A 19926-nucleotide genomic window follows, 5' to 3' on the forward strand; every position below is an offset into this window, starting at 1 on the left:
ATTATTTATGAATCATATAGTGTTTTGCCCGCGAGTGGTGGGAGTAGTTCACGAAATCCCTTTAAGTGGTGTTAAAGGAGCTGTTGGTTTTGGTGGATTGATCGTTTTTAATAAATAATCATATATTTCTCTTTCAAGGGAGATTCCTTGTTCACGAATACCTTGGTTTCCGAACAAAATATTAAATTCGAGAATATAAGGTTTTCCATTAGAATAAAGGATGTCAAATCCAGCATGGTTTATGTTTAAAGCTCTAGCAACCTTTAAAACTAACTCACAAGCATCCTCAGGGATAAAATCAAAACACAATTGTCCTCCTTGAGAGATATTGTGAAGAAACGATCCTTGACTCGCAGTACGCCAATACGCGGTAACAATTTTATCACCTATTATACATACACGTAGATCTTTGTCTTCATTCGGCAAGTATTCTTGTACATATAAAACATCCGAGTGAGTGGCATAATGATTAAAATCGTCTTTGCAGTTAATTAAAAAAACACCCTTTCCCATTGAATTTCTTGACTCCTTAGCCACGAAAGGATAGGGGAATGTATCTAGCACATGCACACGATTTTGTTCTGTATTGGCAAGTATTTCTGTATAGGCAACATGATCTGGGCATATGGTCCACAACGCCCTTGTCATTTCAACCTTACTAAAGCCAAGCTGAATCGATTCAATACTAGGAAAAATTGGTTTCTTTAAACCATATGTGAGAAACGTAGTTTGCCAGGTTTCAGGAAACAATAGTGCATCTGCATTACGTAATGTGTCTATTTCACGAAAGCTTTGTTCTGGTTTAACATATTTGATCCCAGGGATACCGATGGTTCTATATGGATTAAACGTCACCAAGTTCATCTTTTTTCATGTTCTCCTCTATAAAAATATATTGTTTAAACGAAATAATCATAGTGTTGTTTTGCAAATACGTCAAGCAATTTTTTAATAGTTATAAAGATTAACTTCCTTTAATTCCATATAAAATACAAATAATACCGATAAAAATCCATAGAATATTAGAGTAGGAAATATTGTTTGCAATACTAATAACACCAATTGAAGTCGTTAATATAAGAATAATTGGTCCAACGATAGCGAGTGAGCTATTAATAATGAGTGCTTTTTCGACCTCATTTACTTTTACTATTAAGAATGCTGCTAATATCTCTATCGTTCCTGATAAAACTCTCAATAACGCCATTGCAACGATTGCTTTCTCAAACAACGAAAAATCCCCCCTAAATTTTCCTTTTTTAATTTTTATGTTAATGAATAACATAATAGACAAGTTAATATTAGAAGGAAAATTATTAAAGGTTATAATGTTCACTTATTAGCTTAAAATAGAACTGATCAATTTTTTCTGCATCCGTTTTTTCAGGCAATATACTTGTTCGTTTTGCTTCCTCTAACTGCAAAAACAAGTCATCAGCCATTGCAAATAATTCATCCCATTCATATTTCTTATTTCGAATATTTAATAAGAAGTCTCTATCTTTTTCTCGGTAAACGTTTAACTCTCCTGTTTTTAGTACCTCAATGCCCATTAATAATAAACGGAATAAATGCATAGCATGTTTAAACAATTTAGCTTCTGATTTCTTACTTTGATGAGAAATTTTTTTATTGTAATTTCTATATGTTGTTGATAGTTCCGAAACAATCCCATTTATTTCAGTTAATGAAATGTTGTCAAAGCGTATGTCAAAGTTGACTTGCTGTTTTTCGTAATCATCCCTAAAAACATCCTTCACTTGAAAGATTCCACTTTTTAACGATGGATATTTTTGTTTCATCTGAAAAAGCATTTGCTCCAACACATGTTTTAAGTGAATATCTTTATCTTTTTTCTCTGCTTTATCAATCCCATTTTTAATTCGCATTAATTGATCTTTTGCATAACCACCAAAAGAATAAAAGCAGTTTTGCGATAAAAATAAATGTCTATGTTCGCGAAGTTTTTTCCCTTCACTACTCTGTTTGATAATAAAACGGTCTGGCACAAATAAGGTTTCCAATACGGTGGGGTTCTGTCCATTCAGCAAATTAATGGCCTTTTTTAAGGAGTGAAATTCAATATCTGGATCATGAAAAGTTTGTGTTTCCCATTCCTTGTTCCGTGTTAATAAATAGTTAGCTGGTAAGATAACGAATGCCTTTTGATCAATGTCACTTTCTTTATTAGCTAATCCATAAGCTGTTGAACCAGTAAAGATGTGATAGATAGAATGATTGTTTAAAAATTCTTTACTTAGATTGGTAACCATTATTTATGGTGTCACCCTTTCCGACAAATTTTACATATATTATCATTTTTAGCGGGATTTCGGAAATAATACAGTGTAAGGAATGAAAGGGAAAGAAGAGGTTTCATCACGAAACCATTTTATTGTACTTAATGTCAAAAGTAAATTGCTTTAGGAAATGGGTAGATTATAGATGAAGTTTGGATGTCACGTAAGTATAAAAGAAGGTTACACTGGAGCGGCCATAAGAGCAATAAAACTAGGGGCAAATGCTTTTCAATTTTTCCCTAAAAATCCGAGAAGCTTATCAGTGAAAGCATTTAACCGCACAGAAGCAGTTCACTGTCATCAGAAAATGGCCGAAAACAATTTGGTTTCTGTTGCACATTCCCCTTATCCGACCAATTTAACAGCATCTGATGATAAACAAGACCTTGTAGTCCGATCGTTATTAAACGATTTAGAGATAGCTGAAGCGTGTGGAGCAATCGGTGTTGTTGTTCATTTTGGAAAACAAGTTGACAAGGATCCAATACACAGTTATAAACGAATGATCCATACTTTAAATACTGTTTTAAAGAAGTGGGAAGGGAATGGTAAATTGTTATTGGAAAACAATGCTGGTAAACCCGGGACAATGGGGACGACAATAGAAGAACTTGTACAGGTACGCAAATTATGTGATTATCCAGAGAAGATAGGTTTTTGTTTTGACACGTGTCATGCATTTGCTAGCGGTCTATGGATTGGTGAAAACTGGGAGGAAGTTCTTACAATAGGGGAAAGGTTAGGATATTTCGATCATCTGTATGTGATCCATTTAAATAACTCAAAGTATCCGGCTAATTCCGGAAAAGACCGCCACGCAAATATATTTCATCATGGTCACATTAGAGAAGCGGATTTTGACAAAATGATTAATTCTACCATCTTGAAGGATATTCCTTTTATCCTTGAGACGCCATCTGATAATGGTGTGACACATGAGGAGGAATTAGCACAATTAAATAAGAAATGGAAATAAGCAATAATGATAAAAAGCACTTACAAAAATAAGTGCTTCTTCACTTTCTTGGGTTTTTTTCTGCATACTTTACAAACTGTTGTTCATCTTCAATTAACCCGCATGCTCCACATTGAATTCTTTGCCTTGGACCATTATATGGAGTGTGAAACATATCGAGATCGTCATTTGTATATTCATTAATTATGCTGCCGGATTGAGGATCTAACCTTACTGGCTTAGCTACTTGTTCAATCAGATTGAATCTTGATCGATTTGTCTTGCAATTTGGACAAAGATATGGACTTGTCATATTTACACCTCCAATTTGTAGTATGTCAATTCCGTTAGTACTTTATGTGGAATTTTTTATTAATTATCATTTATTAAAGTTTTACTCATATACTAAATTGGATTTTAGTTCACCGATATAGATCATTTACAACCGGAGGGGGAATTAGGTTGAAAAGCATTCTTGACATCTTAAATCATCAGGTTACTACGGTAACGGAGAAAGATTATGGTACACTTGCTTCAACGAATTATAAACTGTTACCTAGATTTGTATCCGTCCCAATAAAGAAAGAGATGATTTTATATGTCTTAAATCGAAAGAAACCAAAAGAAATCAATGATTTAGATGTTTTGTTTGAGGATAATTATATCATAATAAAAGGTAAAATGAAGAAAATGGGGTTATCGATAAACTTTTCGGTAAAGCTGTTACCAATAGAAATGGATGGTAGAATGCTTCAATTCCGATTAATGCATTTAAAACCAATGAATCATCCATGGTTAAATAAAATAATATTTAATCGTCCTCCAATATCACTGAAAAAAGATATTGTGTCGGTGGACCTAAATCAAATAGAAAAGGTTAAATCTATTCCTATTGGAACGATTAAAAAAATTGAAATTCGTAACCAAATGATTTGGCTAGGTATTTGGTTGTAATATGCTACTTTTTAATAATACGAGATTGAAATCTTTTACTTAGGTTGTTTCTAAATAATTATTGCTTTTTCACAAGACAAGGGAAGCACCGACACCATTACATCACACATAAGAAATTGGTTTATCTTTTCGAGGACTCTACGTGTTTTTCCGCAGCTTAGATTAGCACTCATCTTATATAGGATGGAAGTAGTCACGATAAGTTGTGTCGCAGTAGTTGTCAACTGTGTAATAAAAACAACAAAGAATACGAAAGTGTTTTATTATAATTTATTCAGTAAAAATTGCATATTAATATTTATTTTAGTCTAGTTCCACTTACTTGAAGGAATTGGACTTTTTTTATTAGGCTGACAAATTGAATCATGAATAAAAGAAGAGTAAAGTTAATGGGAGATTAATAAAATAAATTCTAATTAAAAGGGGAAAAACATGATTCATTTCGTCAGACAAAATCTTTATCTATTCTATACAAGTATTTTTTTATTGTTTATTAGTAATACATACTTTGATTCAGAAGTATTGGGATATGCTGTTGGAATATTAGCAATTCCAATGCTACTTATTTCGTTTATGGATGCGAGTAAATTATTTCGAATATTGGGTAGTTTATTTATAATCGTCGGGTTTAGCTTGTTTCTATATTCTGAATTACCTTTTTATAACATACCTTTACATATGACATCCACCATGCCTTTATTAACTTTTTTATCAGTGTTACCTTGGATGAACAGCGTTGTTCGTGCAGGTCGATTTGATCGGCGGATTAATTCATTAATGAACGACAATGTTTCTAATCTTGGTAAATTATATGTAAGGAGTTCTTTTACTACTTATCTATTAATTACATTTATTAATTTGTCTGCTTTACCACTAACACAAGATGTACTTCAAAAAAACATGAAGAAAATTAAGAAAAGAATTAGAGATTCTTTCATTAGCCGAACTACTTTAAGAGCATTTGCTGTTGCTTTAGCATGGAGTCCAATGGAAATCATTGTTGCTATTACAGTAGATACGACTGGTGTTAGCTATCTGACCTATTTACCATGGTTATTTTTGTGTTCTGTATTAGTTCTATTCGGAGACTGGATCGTTGGAAAGAGAAGGTTTGAAACCATTCCATTCGACCTAATAGGAGATAAACCAAAGCGTACATTTAGCATAAGACAGATAACTCTACAAATTTTACAACTATTTTTAGCACTATTCCTATTTTTAATTCTCGTTATCCTAATCGGTAACTTATTTCATTTGAATTTCATCTTGTCTGTAACGATCGTTATCATCCCTTTTGCCATTGGTTGGTCTTTGATGATGAGAAGGTGGCACAGCTTTAAAGCAATCGGTTGGCATACGTGGAAATCTCGAACGAATCGGATGCAAAATTTTGTAGTACTGTTTTTATCACTTGCGTTTTTTTCTAGTAGTTTAAATAAAACATCATTTTTGGAAGTAATACAGCAACCATTTATAGCCGTTTCCGAATATCCGATGATTATCTTACTTTTAATTCAAATGACCTATCTATTAATGAGTATGATAGGTGTACATCCAATTGCAACAATCGGTGTATTGATAGAAGTGGTCAAGCCTTTATATGAATTGGTTAATCCATTAAGCATTGGAATGGTACTGGTTACAGGTGCAATTGCTACAGCAACAGTAGGGACTTATGGTGTGACTGTAACAATGACTGCGATGAATACACAACAAAATCCGTATCGAATCACACTAAGAAACATGCCATTTGCACTTTTTTATGGTGGTGTAGGTACATTTATAGGCTGCTTATTATTATAGGCTATCTCTATATTGAGTTAATTTATTTAAGAACATATAATCTAGTAAGGAGAGGATGACCAAACATGAATTTAACCGTATCAATGATACAGTTTGATATCTTATTTGGGTCACCAAAAGAGAATTACGTAAAAGTAAAAGAATTAATAAATAAAGCGATGAAATCAAATCCTGACGTAATTATGCTACCTGAGCTTTGGACAACCGGCTACGATTTAACAAGATTAGATGAAATAGCTGATTACAAAGGGGAAACAACTATTTCATTTATCGGGTCATTAGCCAAGCAATATCGTGTAACAATTGTTGCTGGTTCTATTGCGAAAAAGGAATCGGATAAAGAAATTTATAACACAATGTTTGTTTTTAACCCGAATGGTAAAGTTGTTCATCAATACAGTAAAGTCCATTTATTTCGCTTAATGAACGAAGAAAAGTATTTACTTGCTGGTAATGAAAAAGGTTCGTTTGCTATTGGAAATGTGCCTAGCGCTGGCTTGATTTGTTATGACATTCGCTTCCCGGAATGGGTTCGAGTGCATACCATCAATAATGGAGCAAAGCTACTGTTTGTTACTGCTGAGTGGCCAAAGCCTAGAATTGATCATTGGAGAAACTTGCTCATTAGTCGTGCAATCGAAAACCAATGTTATGTTTTAGCTTGCAATCGAGTTGGAAAAGATCCTGACAATGAATTTGGCGGTAATTCACTTGTTATCGATCCGTGGGGTCAAGTATTAGCAGAAGGAAGTACAGAAGAAGCTATTATAACAACCACTATTGATACTAATTTAGTAGATGAAATTCGTAAAAGAATCCCAATATTTGAAGATCGTAGAGTTGATTTATATTGATGTTAACACTAGCCCGTCAATGGATTCGCCATTTATGGGCTTTTTTCTTTTAAAGGAAAATTTGCGTTTGACTCGTACGACATTTTTATACAGGTATTTACATTGTTTCTTTTTCTACTGTTAGGTAAACTAGATAAGGATGAATAAGGGGGAATTTTGTCAACATGGAAAACATCATTCAAGTAGACACATTACGAAAAGAATTCAAATCTTATTCTAGTAGATCTGGTTTAAAAGGGGCATTTCGTGATTTATTTACTAGAAATTATAAAGTAATACCTGCTGTAAAAGATATTTCGTTTACGATAAAAAAAGGCGAAATGGTTGGATATATAGGAGAAAATGGTGCTGGTAAATCAACTAGTATAAAAATGTTAACTGGGATTTTAACACCGACTTCAGGATCAGTCGTAGTAAATGGAATGAATCCACATAAAGAAAGAGAGAAGTTTGTTCGTTCGATTGGTGTTGTTTTTGGCCAAAGGTCACAATTATGGTGGGACATTGCTGTTCAAGAATCGTTCCGTTTGCTGAAAAAAGTCTATCATGTACCAGATCATGTCTATGAGTCTCACATGAATCACGTCATTGAGTCCTTAGATATCGGACCGTTATTAGATAAACCGGTAAGAAAATTATCTCTGGGACAGAGAATGCGGTGTGAGTTGGCTGCTGCTTTACTCCATAACCCATCGTTATTATTTTTAGATGAGCCAACAATAGGGCTTGATGTGCTTGTAAAATTAAAAATCCGAAACTTTTTGAAAGAAATAAATCAAAAATATCAAACAACTGTTTTATTAACCACACATGATTTAACAGATATAGAAGCGCTTTGTGAGCGGGTTATTATGTTAGATGAAGGACAAATTATTTACGATGGACGTTTATCAAAGCTTAAATCTAGTTGGGGAGAAGGGAAGCAAATAGAGTTTCAATTTGCAGATCCTAAAATCGAGAAACTAAATCTCGCTGTTTTAACCAATGATCTACAGACAGAATGGACATCAGGAAATAAAAAGAACGTTTGGGTCGCTAACGTCGTTAATGATGAAGAACTAATATCTGAGGTGATAGCCCGAGTTGTTGCTGCACATAAGATAACTGACATTAAGATTCATGAAATCACTACAGAGGAAATCATTCGAAATATTTACGAAGAGGGAGTTATCCAATGAGTAAGTATGTAGAAATGATTCGAATACGATTTCTAATGATGCTAGCATATCGGACAAACTATTATAGTGGAATTTTGATTTACAGCATTAACATAGGTGCTTATTATTTTTTATGGAATGCAATATACGGGGAAAAAGCATCGATTGAAGGAATGTCAGTTTTACAAATGACGTCCTATGTAGCAGTTGCATGGATGGCAAGAGCTTTTTACTTTAATAACATTGACCGTGAAATTGCTCAAGAAATTAAAGAAGGCAAAGTCGCAGTTGAATTTATTCGTCCTTATCATTATTTAATCATGAAAACGATGCAAGGGCTGGGAGAGGGATTGTTCCGACTATTCTTCTTTTCTGTACCAGGGATGGTTATTGTCGCACTTATCTTTCCAATTTCTTTTTCAGCATCCGGGATAACATGGTTATTTTTTTCAACTTCCATTGTTTTTAGTTTTATTATTAATACTCAAATTAACCTTCTGACTGGTATTTTAACGTTTTTCTTTTTTAATAATGATGGACTGATTAGAGCAAAACGCGTGATTATTGACCTTTTTTCAGGATTATTATTGCCGATAAGCTTTTATCCGGGCTGGGCACAACAAGTGATGAACTTTTTACCATTCCAAGCCATTAGTTATATTCCGAGTATGATTTTCACAGACGGTATGACTGGAAGTGCGGTTTATAATGCTCTGTGGTTTCAATTGATTTGGGCGATTTTATTAATCGTACCCATTCAATTTTTATGGATAATTGCTAAAAAACAGCTAATTGTGCAAGGGGGCTAACCATGAATTATGTAGCAATTTTTGTACAATATGTATCACAATATATAAAAACTCGTTTAACCTATCGTGTAGACATGGTTATTGAAATGATGTCTGATTTATTATTCCAAGCGGTTAATTTAGTATTTATTCTCGTTGTCTTTGGACACACTGACTTTTTAAGCGGTTGGTCAAGAGAGGAAATTATTTTTATTTATGGTTTTTTCTTAGTACCTTATGCCATTTTTGGAGCTTTTTTTAATATCTGGGATTTTAATGAACGTTACATTGTTAAAGGGGAAATGGATCGTATATTAACAAGGCCAGTTCACAGTTTATTTCAAATAATTTTAGAAAGAATGGAGTTAGAATCATTATTTGGAACATTTACAGGAATTGGTGTTATGGTGTATGCAGGGTACCAATTAGGGTTAGACATATCTTGGTTTGATCCAATATTATTTATTTTATTTGTTGTTGGAGGCGTGCTTGTCTATGGGGGAATATTCGTCCTATTGGCTTGTATTAGCTTTTGGTCGGATAGTCGAACGAGTATTATGCCAATGATGTATAACATCGGAAATTATGGTCGATATCCAGTCGATATTTATAATCAGGTAATTCGATTTATACTCACATGGATACTACCTTTTGCCTTTGTAGGTGTTTATCCTTCTGCCTATTTTTTAGGAAAGGAAGAATGGTATAGTTATGCTTTTATGACACCCGTAATAGGCATTGTGTTCTTTACTATATCTGTGTTTGTTTGGAATATTGGGGTTACCAAGTATAGAGGGGCAGGAAATTAATCACGACCTATCCGCTTTTTAGTGGATAGGTCGCTTTAATATATGAATCAAAAATCTTTTATTCTATTTTTCTTCGTTTTATAATGATAGATAGAAACCACATACATATATAATTCCACCAAAAATGAAAACGTTATCAATTATAGGGAAGTTAGGAGTGTATAAGATGGAATTTCGTTACTTAGGTAAAACTGGACTACGAGTAAGTGAGTTATGTCTCGGTACAATGACATTAGGAAGAGAAACAAGTGAGGAAGATAGTTTTAACATCCTTAATCGTTATCGGGATGAAGGCGGCAATTTCTTAGACACAGCTGATGTTTATACCCGCGGTGCCTCTGAGGAAATTGTTGGTAAATGGTTACAAAAACAAAATCGAGATGATTTTGTTTTAGCAACGAAGGTTCGGTTTCCAATGGGGGAAGGGCCAAATGACGTTGGATTAAGTCGTAAACATATTATTTCCGGCGTTAAAGAAAGTCTACGACGATTAAAAACAGACTATATTGACCTATACCAAGTTCATGCATGGGATCCAAGAACACCGTTAGAAGAAACATTAAGTACATTAAATGACTTAGTTCGTGAAGGACTTGTGCGCTATATTGGAGCTAGTAATTTTAAAGGTTGGCAGCTACAAAAAGCAATTGATCTGAGTCGTTCTAAAGGGTGGGAGCCATTCGTATGCTTGCAACCTCAATACAATCTATTGTCCAGAGCAACCGAGTTTGAATTAATTGAAGTATGTATAAATGAAGGATTAGGTGTGATTCCTTGGAGCCCATTACGCGGTGGATGGTTGAGTGGTAAATTCACTCGTGATATGGTAAAACCTCCAGAAAATACAAGAATAGCGGTAGCAGAGGAAAAAGGGTATAGCGAAACATGGGATATGTATAATAATGATTTTACGTGGAATTTAATCGATGAGTTAAAAGCTGTAGCTGAAGAGGTGAGTAAAACACCTGCACAAGTAGCTATTAATTGGTTACTTCAGCGCCCAGGGGTTACAGCACCTATTATTGGTGCGCGTACAATGGATCAATTAGAAGCGAACTTAGGGGCTGCTGGTTGGGCTTTAACAGAAGAACAAATGGATCGTTTAAATAAAGCTAGCAACTTATTTGTTAGTTATCCTTATGATTTAGCTGCTATTGAGCAACGAAAAAAAGGCCGAGAATAATTCTTAATGCTGTAGTCATTCTTGGTGGAGGAGTACATCTCGTACGCCGAAAGATGAACCAGCGTTTATTCGTGAAATTTTAGCTAAGTTATAAGTTAATGAAAAAAGGTACGGGCAAATGTTGTTACCCGTACCTTTAGTTATCCTTTCCTGGCTTATATAAATATGGACTATCTGTATTTGACTGATCATTAGGATTGTCTGTATCAACTGACAAGGTTCCTTCTTGTGTATAAGTTGCTAAGGTAATGTCTGATATGTTTTCAATTGTTAAATTGTAAGCATTTAGTTGCATATCCAGCCAATGTTCATCTTTTTTTAAATAGTTTAAATTATGATATAAAATTTGTCCGTTTAAAATAATTGGGATAGGAATAAAAGTAGGGGATGGTTGCAACTGAATGTCTTTCGGTTGTAATGGTCTAGCCTCTGATTTTGGTATGACACTGATTTTCCCCATTTCTTCCATCATTGCTAGTTCTACATCAGCAGTTTTTGTATATCCTTTCTCTCTTAACTGGCTTAAAAGTTCACTCGTTGTCATTCTTACTTGGTTTAAACCCTTTTCATCAATATCTCCGTTACGAATTAAAATACTAGGCTTTGCTATTAAAAGCCAGCGTAATTTATTGTTCAGTGTTGCGTATGAGAAAAAAATATAGATTGTTAAAAACACTGCTCCATATAGAATTGCCTGTCCGGTATTTTTATTAACTAAAGGCTCACTAAGAACCGTACCAATAACGATGATAAAGAGAATGTCAAAACTGTTCATTTCTGAAACAGCTTTTTTTCCAGCTAAACGAAAAAATATATAGGCAACAATAAAGATAACTAATGGCTTTATGATATAAGTAAGGAAAATATCCATAACGCACCTCCATAGAGATACGTTTTCCTAATAACTTAGTGAATATTCTACTTTGCATCTGTACAGTATTTAAAAGAGCCATATAGTACACTGATTATTACATTCACAGTTTCATCGAGAGTGTTTTTACTGCATTTTTCCAATTGTAATATTGGTCTAATGCTTCACCAGAGTCAATGACATACTTTGCTTGCGTTATACCTTGTTCAATAGAGTTTGCTTTTCCACAGAGCCATATTCTAACACCAGCATTTAAGAGAACTGTATTATAATAGGCAAGATCTCCATTCCCTTTTAGAACAGATAAAATGGTCTCAGCTTGTAAATTTGCATTCCACTTAACTTCTGGATAGTTAATTTGTAGCTCTAAAAGCTCCGGATCAATCACCAACCACTCTTTTTGTTGTTCTGATACCAAAAGAGCACGGGTTCTGCGCTCCACAGAAATGTCTTCAGAACCTTCCATTCCTTGAACGACTAAACCGTTATTAACACCTGTGCGACGTAATAATTCGACAATTTTATCAAATACAGTTCCATGGAAGATGCCAACTGTCATACTTGGAGAATCAGAAAAACGAATTAATTTCTCAACCGTATTTAACAATGTTCTGAGTCCAATTTCAGTTCTTATTCCTCGCAAACGAGCAAGAGGGGGGCACCATTCTTCAGTCGGAACAAATAAAAATCCTGTGCGTTCAGCTGCTTCAATTAAAGTTTCAGCATGCATGTTATTAGGAGGGATGTCTAGCGCTTGTAAAATATCATAAAGTGTTAAACCATTTTTCGGGGGAAGGGAAGGACTACTATGTAAGGACACTGGTATACCCATCGCACACAATACAAATGCTGTAGGAAAAGTAGCATAAAAGGATTTTTTTCTTCCGTCATATGGACCAGCACAATCAATACTCCCTGGAACAGGGTGAATCATACTATGTGAACGGCAAACATCAACAAAGGCAATCATTTCTTCCATAGACTCCATCTTCATTCGTTCAGCAATTAAATAGGCACCAATTTGGGCTTGTGAAGCCGTTCCATTAAAAATCATTTCTGCAACACGAATGGATTCATCATATGTTAAGTCTCTTGACCCTCTTTTCCCGCGTCCAACTTCTTTTAGAAAAGGCTGCATCATTTTCGTCCATCTCCTTTGTTCGCAACTAATAGTGGATAAACATCAATAATGGATGTAGCAACATCGACTACTCGTTTACGTTCATCCATTGCTTGTTTACGTATAAATTCATAAGCTTCTGATTCTGAAATATTTTTAATGTCGCAAAGAATTGATTTTGCTTTTTCTATTTGTTTACGCTCTTCTAATTTAGATAATAATAACTCCCTTTCTTTTTGCCATTGAATCCGTTGAAGGTAACGGTTAGAACATAAATGGAGCGACCAATGTATTTCATTATCCGTCATCGTTGAACAGAGCATCGCATCTATATCAATATCAATCTGACAGTTAACAACAACTTTCGGGTTGTTATGAAACCACCAGATTAGTGGAAGAGAACGATAAGAGAGGCATTTTTTTGCCCAATGTTCAATTTCGGCAGTGGGGGAACAGATAATTAGCGCATCTACTTGCTGGATAAGTGCTTCAAAGGAAGAAGGATCAGTAGTCTTAATTACACGATAACCAAGATCCTGTAATCTACTGCCAATGTAAGATGGATCGGTTGGCTTATAATGTTGTTTGACTTCGGGATCCATAAATAAAAGAAAACTGTCAAGCATCTGCCTAACCTCCATAAAAATTAAAGTAATGAAGTATAAAAGTTATTATTATATTCAAAAGTATAACAACTTCAGACAAGGGTCCGTGTCTTTGTGTTAGGTTTCTTAACATGGTTTTTTCATAAGTCTGTTGACACGTCTTTTTTAAAAGTTATAATAAGTAGTAAGCAAGATGTTCGTTGATGGAACATTTTTAGAACACAATGGCGTGTTCTTCATTTAGGCAATAGAGCCTGTCTTACCTGCAAGGATTAGTGGGTTAATTGACAGGCTTTTTCTGTTTAATTTCACTTTAATAGTGGCAATGGGGCCGCAGAGAACAATACGTTCTTTGCGGCTTTTTTTATTAAAGGAATAAAATTTTGGAGGGGATAATCTATGAAAGTTTCAGATTTATTTAAGTTTAAGAACGAAGAAATTAAGATGTTACATTTGACGATGATTGCTTTTTTTGTAAGTTTTGTTACCTGGTTTAACATGGCACCATTAGCTACAACAATCATGAAATCTCAAGGTTGGTTAGAGGCGGATCATCTAGCTTTACTAGCAGTCATGAACGTTGCGTTAACTATTCCAGCTCGTGTTATTATTGGAAGTTTACTAGACCGATTTGGACCTAGGATTGTTTTTTCCATGTTATTAATTACGATGTCTATTCCAACCTTTATTTTCGCATTTGGAAATGATTGGACACAATTAGCTATTTCACGTTTAGTTTTAAGCTCAATTGGTGCAGGTTTCGTTATTGGAATTCGAATGGTGTCCGAATGGTTTCCACCAAAGTCGGTTGGTTTTGCAGAAGGGTTTTATGCTGGATGGGGAAATTTTGGTTCAGCCTTTGCAGCGATGACTTTACCGTGGGTAGCTTTAACGATGTTCGGAGGAGATAATGGCTGGCGTTATGCCATTGCTATGACAGGAGTAATTTGTCTTGTATATGGCATTATCTACTTTAAGCTTGCTAAAGATACTCCTGATGGAAAAGCCTATATGATTCCTAAGAGTGCTCATGCCATAGAAGTTAGTAGTTGGAAGGATTTAATTCAGCTTATTTTATGGACAATTCCTTTAATGGGGGCATTAGCATTATTAACTTGGAGAGCAGATAACACTGGGTTACTACCAAATACTTTTACAAATCTACTATACGGTGTATTGATTGTAGCTTTAATCTATCAAATCATCCGAATTTTATTAGTTAATGTTCCGATTTTGAAAAAAGGAGTTCCAGAAGATGATAAGTACAATTTCAAAAACGTAGCAGCTCTAAATACAACTTATTTTGCAAACTTCGGTGCTGAGCTTGCTGTTGTATCAATGCTACCAATGTTTTTTGAAATGACTTGGGGGATAAGTGCAACTGCGGCAGGAATTCTTGGCTCTACGTTTGCATTCGTTAACCTATTTGCTCGTCCGTTAGGAGGTATATTATCCGATCGTCTTGGTAACCGAAAAAACGTCATGCTTTTTTACATGTCAGGAATTACAATAGGATTTGCAGTTATGGGGCTAATGAATGGTGCTTGGCCAATCTTTCTTGCAGTAGTTATAACGATATTAACTTCCGTGTTCGTACAGGGAGCAGAAGGATCTACCTTTGCAATTATACCAATGATTAAGAAACGAATTACTGGACAGATTGCTGGAATGGCTGGTGCATACGGGAATGTTGGTTCCGTTACTTATCTATTAATTTTGTCTTTTGTTACTCCTAGTGTGTTCTTTTTTATCTTATCCGCAGGAGCATTTATTAGCCTTATTTGTTGTTGGTCCTGGTTAGAGGAGCCAAAAGGTTCATTTGCAGACGATTATGAGATGTCTTCCGTTGATAAGTCACTGGCTGATGAACCGGTATCAATACCTAAAAAAGCCGTATCATCATTTCAAAATAACATGTAGTTTTTTATTAAAGAATACAAATATTTTTAGGAAAAGGGGTGGACTATTGTCCATCCTTTTTTCACTTAGGAGAAATCCAAATAAGATATAAGTTATAAAAGGGTGTATATCATCGGTTAGGGTCCAATCACAATACATATATTTTTAGCATATAAATATATAACGAGTTTACGTTATTTTTTAGCGGGCTGTCGCCAATCCGCCGGCATTACGGGTGCATCAATATGACCTGCCATCAGGGAGCAGTTCCAGTCCGTGCTCATTTTATTAGGCTAAATAGTAATCGGTATTCGGAGGGATCCAGAAATGACAAATTATCACACCTTAACGCAAGCGGAAGCGGTCGAGTATGCACAAGGAATCGAGGATTTATTCCCGGATGGTGCACAGCTCAAGTTGCGTGATATCGGCGATGGTAATCTAAATCATGTGTTCCATATATCAGACCAAGCATCAGGAAGATCCTTAATTCTGAAGCAGGCACTTCCTTATTTCAAGATGGTCGGTGAATCTGTTCCTTTGACGTTGGACAGAGTACGCATTGAATACGAAGCATTGCGCATTAATGGGGAGATTTGTCCTGATCAGACGCCAAAGGTTTACGCGTACGAGCCGGATTTGGCGTTAATCGCCATGGAGGATTTGAGCGATCACACTGTTATGCGCCGCCGCCTGATGGAGAAAGTCCGTGATCCGTTGTTCGCCGAGCATATCGGATCATTTTTGGCGCGGACGTTGTTCTTCACCTCGGACCTGGCCATGGACCAACAGGAGAAGAAACTGCGGGTGAAATCGTTCATCAATCCTGAGCTTTGCAATATTACCGAGGATCTCATCTTATACGCTCCTTTTACAAAGTCCCGGATGAATATCGTCGAGCCTCATATCCGTGATAGCGTTGAGCGCATTTGGGAGGATAAGGAGCTGCATCTTGAGGTCACGCTACTGAGGGAGAAATTTCTAACGAAAGCAGAGGCCTTGCTGCATGGTGATTTGCATACAGATAATATTTTCATCAAGCCCGATTCTACGAAAGTCATAGATCGAGAATTTGCTTTTTACGGTCCGATAGGATTTGATATCGGAACACTTATCGGCAATATGCTGCTAAACTATTCAGGCCAAGAGGGCTGGAGCACGGATGCAAAGGAGCGAACCAATTACCGCCGCTACCTTCTCGATAGTGTGTACGAGTTATGGACACAATTCGAGTCTGAGTTCCGCGAGCTGTGGAACGGGTATGCCGCTGACCGGTTGGTAAAGACACCTGGCTATCAGAATTTATATGTGACAAGATTGCTTCAGGATACCATCGGTTTTGCCGGGGTGTTAATGCTGTGCCGCGTCTATGGTTATATCCACGTCGCGGACATCGACGACATCAAAGATGCGGCTGCCCGAGAACGAGCACAGCGAAATGCGCTGGAAATTGGCGTGGCGCTGATTAAACGAAACCGATCCGCCCATTCTATTAAGGAAGTGTTGGATATCGCTTTAAAAGTTGTGTAAAGTAAAAAACTACGTCATCCATTTCTGTTCCTAGGAATACATCAATCGTAAAGGAGAAAATCAGCAGATTCGCATAGAAGGTCGGCGTGTATCGTTTTGGAAAAACAGTTCAAACGATATGGCACAATGTTGGACAGAATGAAAAGACGACTCTTATTCAAAATCAATAAGAGTCGTCTTTTTGTCAATCAATTAGGAAACGGTGGATTTCTTCTAACACCTTGTGACGTTCCTGTGAAAAAACACCGTGTCCGGCATAGGGAAATAAAATCAGCTTGGAGTCTGGAATACGACGGTTCAGAATCTTGGCATGCTTCGGCCGGAAGACCCAATCTTTCTCGCCGTGTATAATAAGCGTTGGTACCGAAATTTGCCCAATCCGATGGTACGAATCGAAATTCTTACTTGCATTATGATGAATTTCCATGCTTCTAGGGTTCGTAGGAGCGATCTGCATCTTTTCCACAAGCGAATCAATTAAGTCCGGATTCTCCTCGATATAGGCTTTGGAATAAAGCATATCTAGCATGTCTTGTGGGGTATTTGTATAATTCTTTCGCATCAGCCACTTGATCATCCGAAAGGAAGGCCGTATCCGTTTGACCCCGCAGGTCGTGGAACATAAGATTAATTTCGACACGCGACTGGGGTTTTCGATTGCAAGCTCCTGTGCAATCATTCCCCCCATGGACTGGCCTAAAATATGCGCCTTTTCGATATCGAGCGCGTTCATTAGCCCAATGACATCGTTGGCCATATCTGAAATGTCATACGCCTCTGTTGGAGCGTCACTCCGGCCTGTACCTCGTTGATCGAGCATGATGAACCTGTTTCTTTTGCTTAACGCGGCCTTAATTTCCGGATTCCACCAGTCCATGTTACTGCCTTTTCCTGTAAGACCGATCAAAGGAAATCCTTCCCCGATTGATTCATAACAAATATTAATACCGTTGACGAATATTTTTTCCAAAATTACTCACTCTCCAGTCTCGTAATCTCTTGTCACTATTGTGAACAATATCCAAGATTAATATATTATGCTAAAAAGAATAGAGTGATGATGAAAAGGAAAGGTCCACAGCCGAATAACAGCTTGAGCCTTTCCTCGTAGAATTCCTGTATTATTTCTCTTCGGTAGATTTTTTTGTATCGGACATTTCCGAATTCTGTTGCTGTTGGAAGCCTGTCTCTAGGCGCTCCCGTCCTATCTTTATTAATTCTTGGCCAGTTTCCATGATACCAGTTTTCAAGGCATCGGGAACATTGTTTAATTGAAAACTGGACGGTTGCTTTTCATCGTGGTTTTCATCGCTTGACATATTCGCAAGCTGTTTGCCGACGTTAGTAGCGCCGGTTTTTATAGCAACATGGGAATAATTCATAATCTCTTTCTTTACTCCGTTGAAGATCCCTTTTAAGATTGACATATGCCTCACCTCCTTTCCGATTCAGCGATTTGCCGGTAAGGGGATGATTCTTGGGCTAGCTCTCTTTTCTTATGATTTTTTTTGCTTCAGTTCCAATTGCTTTAGACGCTGCAAGACTGAATTGGCTTTGTCTGGTTTCCCTGCATTTTGGTAAGCTTGACTTAGGTTTCGCAGTACTTCTCGAACTTGATTTGAAGTTAGGTAGTTTGAATTCTTTTTATAGTGGTTAAGCAGGAAAGTGAAATCCTCAATTGCCGTTTCCGAGCATTGGAAAAAGGATTCCGGCAGCCTTACACAAATGTTGCCGCGCAACATCCGAATTTCTTTATTGTTTGAGTCTAAAGAAACGGCTCGATTCAATACGTCTAATCCCTCTTCTGCCTTATCCACTCTTTCAAGTATTTTAACCGCATCCCGACCTAATAGAACAAGAGTACTGCCATAATAGGCCTCTATTAATGCATTATCAGGATGAGTCTCACGAAGCTTTAGGAGCATTTCGTTTGCTTTTACCACCGCTTTTTTGTCTCCGTCCACTCCTTTATTATGGAGTGTTTTGGCTTCCTCGAATTGTTCCATGTGGGCACTTTGATCTGCCAATCTATCACCTCCTATTGAAAATATTTGTCCTCTACCAAGTTAATGATTTCGCTTCCGGCAGCACGAATGGTCCTTCTTATCAAAATTGATACGGGGCTCTCGGAGTTAGGGGTATGCTCAACATCTGGTTTCCCTTCCACAGACTTAAGCTTTAGATTGAGGAGATGCAGAAAATCAGGGTCCTGAGTTTCGTTAATCAGCCTTTTCCAGCACATAGCTGCATCCTGATTTCGACCGATTCGACTGTATGCCTCGCCAAGCTCGTAGTTAAGCTGCAAGTATTTTACGGTATCAAGAAAGCCTTCTTCTTCCTGCATTTCCCGATCAATGAGAAAGTTGTAATCTTCAATCGCTGTTTGGGTCCGTTGGAAATACTTTTCAGGCAACCTATATGCGGCCCTGCCTCGTAGCAGTCGGATCCTGCTATTTTCAGGGTCGGCACTTACTGCTTCATCAAGAATCTTCATTCCTGCTATCGTTTCCTTTAATCTACTTAACGGTGATATCTTATCTCGAGCGGTTAGCATCATGGTCGTGCCGTAATAAGCTTCAATAAGAGCATTATCCGGCTCGGCTTTGCGAAGCTTTGAAAAAATCTCATTGGCTTTATTCACCGCGTTTTTATCTCCGTCTCCGGCTTTCTTAATAAGCATTTTTCCTTCTTCGAATTGGTTCATATGAGTGTCGCTTATATTCATACTAATCCCTCCTCCTAACGAAAAATTCGATCCTATCCTTAAACAATGTCATTCCTGAATAGCTGTCGGTATCAAGCTTCACCAATCTAAATAACAACATAAATCAATCCTTTCTTTAAAATAAACAATTTATGATAGCTATGATATGTATGATTTATAGGAGCGTTTGGATGGAATACCTATTTTTATAAAATGAATGTATATCCTGTTCAAAAATAAGAATGTATATAATTTTAGGTAAGCTAGCATTATGATCAAAAGAGTAGTTAAGAGACGCTGTGGAAAAATACTCACTCTCCGGAGCTACATCCAATGTTTTGTCCGAAGTTAGAAAAAAAACGGGTAATTTCCCCGTTTTTCCAACACAGATTAG

Annotated in this window: 21 protein-coding genes; 10 read left to right on the top strand and 11 right to left on the bottom strand. The window is 36.5% G+C overall.

Annotated elements, in window-relative coordinates; genetic code table 11:
• Window positions 1–48: 48 nt before the first annotated feature.
• The 3 genes from JOC48_RS13770 to JOC48_RS13780 all read right to left on the bottom strand — a co-directional run bounded on the left by JOC48_RS13770 (window position 49) and on the right by JOC48_RS13780 (window position 2273).
• The gene (locus tag JOC48_RS13770; protein WP_204500632.1) at window positions 49–864 is read right to left on the bottom strand and encodes an ATP-grasp domain-containing protein; all 816 of its coding nucleotides are present in this window, start codon (window positions 862–864) and stop codon (window positions 49–51) included.
• Window positions 865–964: 100 nt separating this feature from the next.
• Entirely contained in the window at window positions 965–1231 is a 267-nt protein-coding gene (locus JOC48_RS13775; protein ID WP_239584375.1) for a YqhV family protein, read from the bottom strand.
• Window positions 1232–1316: 85 nt separating this feature from the next.
• Window positions 1317–2273, bottom strand: coding sequence for a nucleotidyltransferase domain-containing protein (locus JOC48_RS13780; RefSeq protein ID WP_204500636.1), 957 nt, complete (start codon window positions 2271–2273; stop codon window positions 1317–1319).
• Between the two features lie 172 nt (window positions 2274–2445).
• On the opposite strand from JOC48_RS13780, the gene JOC48_RS13785 reads away from it, so the two are divergent.
• Complete coding sequence (locus JOC48_RS13785) at window positions 2446–3276, top strand: deoxyribonuclease IV (protein WP_204500637.1); 831 nt, start codon at window positions 2446–2448, stop codon at window positions 3274–3276.
• A 40-nt stretch (window positions 3277–3316) separates the two neighbouring features.
• Here JOC48_RS13785 and JOC48_RS13790 read toward each other — a convergent pair whose 3' ends face one another.
• A complete protein-coding gene (locus tag JOC48_RS13790; RefSeq protein WP_204500638.1) occupies window positions 3317–3568 on the bottom strand; it encodes a DNA alkylation repair protein in 252 nt (83 codons plus the stop codon).
• Window positions 3569–3717: 149 nt separating this feature from the next.
• Here JOC48_RS13790 and JOC48_RS13795 point away from each other — a divergent pair, with 149 nt between their 5' ends.
• The 7 genes from JOC48_RS13795 (at window position 3718) to JOC48_RS13825 (ending at window position 10803) form a co-directional block, all read left to right on the top strand.
• Entirely contained in the window at window positions 3718–4209 is a 492-nt protein-coding gene (locus tag JOC48_RS13795; RefSeq protein WP_204500639.1) for a hypothetical protein, read from the top strand.
• Between the two features lie 432 nt (window positions 4210–4641).
• Window positions 4642–6012, top strand: a complete 1371-nt coding sequence (locus JOC48_RS13800) for a hypothetical protein (RefSeq protein WP_204500640.1) — start codon at window positions 4642–4644, stop codon at window positions 6010–6012.
• A gap of 65 nt (window positions 6013–6077) precedes the next feature.
• Window positions 6078–6866: a carbon-nitrogen family hydrolase gene (locus JOC48_RS13805; RefSeq protein WP_204500641.1), complete on the top strand. Its 789-nt coding sequence runs from the start codon at window positions 6078–6080 to the stop codon at window positions 6864–6866.
• 164 nt (window positions 6867–7030) lie between these two features.
• Window positions 7031–8044 (top strand): ABC transporter ATP-binding protein, encoded by a 1014-nt coding sequence (locus JOC48_RS13810; protein WP_204500643.1) that lies wholly within the window; start codon window positions 7031–7033, stop codon window positions 8042–8044.
• Window positions 8041–8832 (top strand): ABC transporter permease, encoded by a 792-nt coding sequence (locus tag JOC48_RS13815; protein WP_204500645.1) that lies wholly within the window; start codon window positions 8041–8043, stop codon window positions 8830–8832. The genes JOC48_RS13810 and JOC48_RS13815 overlap by 4 nt, the downstream gene beginning before the upstream one ends.
• A 2-nt stretch (window positions 8833–8834) precedes the next feature.
• Window positions 8835–9620 (top strand): ABC transporter permease, encoded by a 786-nt coding sequence (locus JOC48_RS13820; protein WP_204500647.1) that lies wholly within the window; start codon window positions 8835–8837, stop codon window positions 9618–9620.
• Between the two features lie 166 nt (window positions 9621–9786).
• Complete coding sequence (locus JOC48_RS13825) at window positions 9787–10803, top strand: aldo/keto reductase (protein ID WP_204500649.1); 1017 nt, start codon at window positions 9787–9789, stop codon at window positions 10801–10803.
• Between the two features lie 136 nt (window positions 10804–10939).
• On the opposite strand, the gene JOC48_RS13830 is transcribed toward JOC48_RS13825, so the two are convergent.
• The 3 genes from JOC48_RS13830 to JOC48_RS13840 all read right to left on the bottom strand — a co-directional run bounded on the left by JOC48_RS13830 (window position 10940) and on the right by JOC48_RS13840 (window position 13420).
• Window positions 10940–11674 carry a YetF domain-containing protein gene (locus tag JOC48_RS13830; protein ID WP_204500651.1) on the bottom strand — a complete coding sequence of 245 codons (735 nt, stop codon included), beginning with the start codon at window positions 11672–11674 and terminating at the stop codon, window positions 10940–10942.
• Window positions 11675–11777: 103 nt separating this feature from the next.
• A complete protein-coding gene (locus JOC48_RS13835) occupies window positions 11778–12815 on the bottom strand; it encodes an anthranilate phosphoribosyltransferase (RefSeq protein ID WP_204500653.1) in 1038 nt (345 codons plus the stop codon).
• The gene (locus JOC48_RS13840) at window positions 12812–13420 is read right to left on the bottom strand and encodes an ANTAR domain-containing response regulator (protein WP_204500655.1); all 609 of its coding nucleotides are present in this window, start codon (window positions 13418–13420) and stop codon (window positions 12812–12814) included. Before JOC48_RS13840 ends, JOC48_RS13835 begins: the two co-directional genes overlap by 4 nt.
• A 378-nt stretch (window positions 13421–13798) precedes the next feature.
• On the opposite strand from JOC48_RS13840, the gene JOC48_RS13845 reads away from it, so the two are divergent.
• Entirely contained in the window at window positions 13799–15319 is a 1521-nt protein-coding gene (locus tag JOC48_RS13845) for a NarK family nitrate/nitrite MFS transporter (RefSeq protein ID WP_204500657.1), read from the top strand.
• A 306-nt stretch (window positions 15320–15625) separates the two neighbouring features.
• Window positions 15626–16828, top strand: coding sequence for an S-methyl-5-thioribose kinase (gene mtnK / locus JOC48_RS13850; RefSeq protein WP_204500659.1), 1203 nt, complete (start codon window positions 15626–15628; stop codon window positions 16826–16828).
• 184 nt (window positions 16829–17012) lie between these two features.
• Here mtnK and JOC48_RS13855 read toward each other — a convergent pair whose 3' ends face one another.
• The 4 genes from JOC48_RS13855 to JOC48_RS13870 form a co-directional block, all read right to left on the bottom strand.
• Window positions 17013–17798 carry an alpha/beta fold hydrolase gene (locus JOC48_RS13855; RefSeq protein ID WP_204500661.1) on the bottom strand — a complete coding sequence of 262 codons (786 nt, stop codon included), beginning with the start codon at window positions 17796–17798 and terminating at the stop codon, window positions 17013–17015.
• A 151-nt stretch (window positions 17799–17949) separates the two neighbouring features.
• A complete protein-coding gene (locus JOC48_RS13860; protein WP_204500663.1) occupies window positions 17950–18255 on the bottom strand; it encodes a hypothetical protein in 306 nt (101 codons plus the stop codon).
• Window positions 18256–18324: 69 nt separating this feature from the next.
• Window positions 18325–18855 (bottom strand): tetratricopeptide repeat protein, encoded by a 531-nt coding sequence (locus JOC48_RS13865; protein ID WP_239584376.1) that lies wholly within the window; start codon window positions 18853–18855, stop codon window positions 18325–18327.
• A gap of 11 nt (window positions 18856–18866) precedes the next feature.
• Entirely contained in the window at window positions 18867–19553 is a 687-nt protein-coding gene (locus tag JOC48_RS13870) for a tetratricopeptide repeat protein (RefSeq protein WP_239584377.1), read from the bottom strand.
• Window positions 19554–19926: the final 373 nt, after the last annotated feature.

Origin of the sequence: Aquibacillus albus (genome assembly GCF_016908325.1) — a bacterium.
GTDB classification, from domain to species: Bacteria; Bacillota; Bacilli; order Bacillales; family Amphibacillaceae; genus Aquibacillus_A; species Aquibacillus_A albus.